The 3931-nt window shown below is 72.9% G+C and carries 2 protein-coding genes and 1 pseudogene; 1 reads left to right on the top strand and 2 read right to left on the bottom strand.

What is annotated here, in order from left to right:
- Together HGA02_RS12620 and HGA02_RS12615 are read right to left on the bottom strand one after the other, a co-directional pair.
- A pseudogene (locus HGA02_RS12620) lies at nt 1-453 on the bottom strand (hypothetical protein); the annotation flags it as partial.
- A 155-nt stretch (nt 454-608) separates the two neighbouring features.
- Nucleotides 609-1814: an AI-2E family transporter gene (locus HGA02_RS12615; RefSeq protein ID WP_168679308.1), complete on the bottom strand. Its 1206-nt coding sequence runs from the start codon at nt 1812-1814 to the stop codon at nt 609-611.
- Between the two features lie 207 nt (nt 1815-2021).
- On the opposite strand from HGA02_RS12615, the gene HGA02_RS12610 reads away from it, so the two are divergent.
- The gene (locus tag HGA02_RS12610) at nt 2022-3866 is read left to right on the top strand and encodes a bifunctional metallophosphatase/5'-nucleotidase (protein ID WP_168679307.1); all 1845 of its coding nucleotides are present in this window, start codon (nt 2022-2024) and stop codon (nt 3864-3866) included.
- Nucleotides 3867-3931: the final 65 nt, after the last annotated feature.

Below are 3931 nucleotides of genomic sequence, written 5' to 3'. Positions count from 1 at the left end.
GTGCGCGTACGACGACAGGGTCCCGACCGCGAAGACGAGGAACAGCGACGGGCCGGGCGACCAGCCGAGGACCCGGGCGAGGACACAGCCGACGGCGGAGAACACGGCCATCGTGACGACGGCCAGGAGGGAGCCGGGCGCGACGACCCCGGCGGCGGTGCCGGCGACGACCGCGGCGACGAGCGCGAGCCCGGTCCCCGCCTGCACGCGCGCACGCGCGGCGTAGTCGAGCTGCTTGCCGTACACCGAGCACATCGCCCCGAACGTCGCGAAGGGCGTCCACCCGGGGTGCCCGAGCGCGAGGCACGTCACGAGGGGGAGGATGACGCTGAGGCCGACGCGGATCGCGGGCCAGTGCGCGTGGCCGTGCGGCCCGACGGTCAGGAGCTCGCGGCGCAAGGACGACAGGGCCTGCCGCGCCCGCGCCCGTCGTGGAGCGTCGGGAGGTGCCATGAGGCCGCCACTCTACGAACGTCGGGGGCCGGGCGCGCGGCGGGTCGCGCTCGACGCGCGCCCCGTCTCCCCCGCGGGCGCGTCCGCCGTCTGACGGGAGCGGGCGGGCGCTCCGGTGCCGACGGGCGCGCACGGCTGACGTGCCGTGCGGGCCGTCATGCGCGCGACGCGGGCTTCACGACGGTCGTGCTCGCCGCGAGCGCGTCCCGCTTCTTGGGCCGGGCGAACCGTGCCGGCAGGTCCGGGCCGTCCCACACCTGCACCGCCCGCCAGATCGAGGCGGCGATCGGCACGGCCAGGACGGCGCCGGTGAGCCCGGCGAGCACCGTGCCGGCGGTCAGGGCGAACAGGATGACGAGCGGGTGGAGCTGCAGCGCACGGCCCATGACGATCGGCTGGAGGAAGTCGCCCTCGACCTGGTTCACGACGACGACGATCGCGACGACGATGAGCGCCTCGACGGGCCCGACCGCCACCAGGGCGACGAGCGCGGAGAGGATGCCGGCGAGCGTCGCGCCGACCAGCGGGATGAACGCGAGCAGGAAGACGAGGACCGACAGCGGGATCACGAGGGGCACGCCGACGATCGCGAGGCCGATGCCGATCGCGACGGCGTCGACGGCGGCGACGATCGCCGTCCCGCGGATGTAGCCGCCCAGCGTGCTGACGGTCGTGACGCCGATGCGCCGGCCACGCTCGTACCGGTGGCCGTCGAAGGGCCGGAGCAGGAACTCCCAGATCTTCGGGCCGTCCTTGAGGAAGAAGAACAGGACGACGACCATGATGAAGAAGCCGGCGACGAAGTCGACGGTCTGCGAGACGCCCGCCACCGCGCCCGCGCTGACCGCGTCGGACTGCAGCAGGCCCGTGACGGAGTCGCGCACCGACTGGATCTGCTCCTCGGTGATGTCGAACGGCAGCCCTTCGACGTAGGCCTGGAGCTCGTCGAAGCCGTCGAGCGCCTGGTCGCGCAACTCGTCCCACTGGTTCACGACCGCGCGCACGACGAGCCAGAGGATGAGGCCCAGCAGCGCGACGAGCGCGACGAGCGCGATCCAGGTCGCCGCGAGCGACGGCAGGCCCTTGCGCCGCAGGAACGAGACGAGCGGCGAGATGGCCGCCGCCAGGACGAGCGCGATGAGCACGGGGATGACGACGAGCGTCAGGCGCGTCACCGCGAACACGAGCACGGTGAGCAGGGCGATGATCGCGAGCACCTGCAGGGAGCGCGTCCCGGCGCGGCCGACGCCGTCGGACCAGAGGCCCGACGCGCCGCGCACCGGGCGGGACGGCGCGACCTCGTGCCGGTCGGTGTCGCGGGTGCCGGGGTGCTCCCGCGAGCGGCGGCCGAACGGAGCCATCGAGGTCCTCCTGGTGCGTCGGTGGTGCGGAGCCCTCGACGCTACGGCTCGCGGGGCGTGCCCGCGCGACGTGAGTACACGTCACCGCCGCGACGCCTGGCGGTCACCGTCGGCCGTCCGCCCGACGTGTGACTGTCACCCGGTCGGAGTACGGTGCGCCGCGTCACCGACCGGTGCGAACCGCCACACCCCAGGAGGTCTCCGCCCATGCGCTCCCCCACCCCACGGCGCACCCGCCGACGCGTCGCCGTGGTCACCGCGGCCACCGCGCTCGCGCTCGCCCTCGCGACGCCCGCGACCGCGGGCGACACCGCCGACCACGGCCGCGGCCACGACCGCAGCTACTCGTTCACCGTCATGGGCACGAGCGACCTGCACGGCAACGTCCTCAACTGGGACTACTTCAAGGACGCCGAGTACGACGACAGCGCGCACAACGACGTGGGCCTGGCGAAGATCTCGACGCTCGTCGACCAGGTGCGCGCGGACCGCGGCGCGCGCAACACGCTGCTGGTCGACGCCGGCGACACGATCCAGGGCACGTCGCTCGCGTACTACTACGCGAAGGTCGAGCCGATCACGGAGGGCGGCGTGCACCCGATGGCCGCCGCGATGAACGCGATCGGGTACGACGCGGCGGCGCTCGGCAACCACGAGTTCAACTACGGCATCCCGCTGCTGCGCACGTTCCAGCGGCAGCTCGACTTCCCGCTGCTCGGCGCGAACGCGACGTCGACGCGCACCGGGAAGCCGGCGTTCGCGCCCTACGTCATCGAGACCCTGCACCCGCGGGGCGGCAAGCCCGTGCGGGTCGGCATCCTCGGCCTGACCAACCCGGGCATCGCGATCTGGGACAAGGCGAACGTCGAGGGCCAGATGCAGTTCGGCGGGCTCGTCGAGACCGCGCAGCGCTACGTCCCGGAGATGCGCCGCAAGGGTGCGGACGTCGTGATCGTCTCGGCGCACTCGGGCGCGGACACGTCGTCGTCGTACGGGGACGCGCTGCCGTTCCCGGAGAACGCCGCGACGCTGGTCGCGCAGCAGGTCCCGGGCATCGACGCGATCCTCGTCGGGCACGCGCACCAGGAGATCCCCGAGCGGGTCGTCACGAACACCGCGACGGGCAAGCCGGTCGTGCTGTCCGAGCCGCTGCGCTGGGGCATGCGCCTGTCGACCTTCGACGTGGACCTCACGTTCCACCGCGGGTCGTGGACGGTCGACGGCGTCGAGGCGGACGTGCTGAACGCGAGCACCGTCCCGGAGGACCCCGAGATCGTCGACCTGCTGGCCGACGAGCACGCCACGGTCGTCGACTACGTCAACAGCGTGATCGGCACGTCGACCGAGGCGATGTCCGCGGCGACCGCACGCTACGAGGACACCGCGGCGCTCGACTTCATCAACCACGTCCAGGCGCAGGCCGTGCAGGCCGAGCTGACGGGGGCCGACGCCGACCTCCCGGTGCTGTCGATCGCCGCGCCGTTCAACCGCGAGGCCGCGATCCCCGCCGGCGAGGTGTCGGTCCGCGACGTCGCGGGGCTGTACATCTACGACAACACCCTGGTGGGCATCCGGCTCACGGGTGCGCAGGTGAAGGCGTACCTCGAGAAGTCGGCGGAGTACTTCAAGCCGGTCACCGCCGCGGGCACGTACGCGTCCGCGGACCTGACCAACGCCCCCACGGCGACCGCACCGAACGGCACGCCCGACTACAACTACGACGTCATGAGCGGGCTGGACGCGCCCCTCACGTACGACATCGACCTCGGGCAGCCCGTGGGCAGCCGCGTCACGGGCCTCGCGTACGACGGCGCACCGGTCGCGGACGATCAGCAGTTCGTGGTCGCGATCAACAACTACCGGCAGTCGGGCGGCGGCAGCTTCCCGGGGGTCACGAGCGCGCCCGTGCTCGTGAACCGGCAGGTCGAGATCCGCCAGCTGCTCATCGACTGGGTCACCGAGCAGCAGGTCATCGACCCGGCGACGTTCAGCTCGACCAACCCGGACTGGCGTCTCACCTTCGGGGGGCAGCCGGTCACCGTCACGCCGTGACCTCGCGGGTGCCAGCAGGCGACCGGGCGCGTGCACCGCACGACCCGCGTCGCCGGGGCGTCGTC

Source organism: Cellulomonas septica, assembly GCF_012396155.1.
Taxonomy (GTDB): Bacteria; Actinomycetota; Actinomycetes; order Actinomycetales; family Cellulomonadaceae; genus Cellulomonas; species Cellulomonas septica.
Note: the sequence above shows the minus strand (reverse complement) of the source record. Positions and strands in the feature narration are given on the sequence as shown.

Coding starts and splice junctions, on each gene's coding strand:
- HGA02_RS12615 (WP_168679308.1), bottom strand. CDS start 1,814: ATGGCTCCGTTCGGCCGCCGCTCGCGGGAGCACCCCGGCACCCGCGAC.
- HGA02_RS12610 (WP_168679307.1), top strand. CDS start 2,022: ATGCGCTCCCCCACCCCACGGCGCACCCGCCGACGCGTCGCCGTGGTC.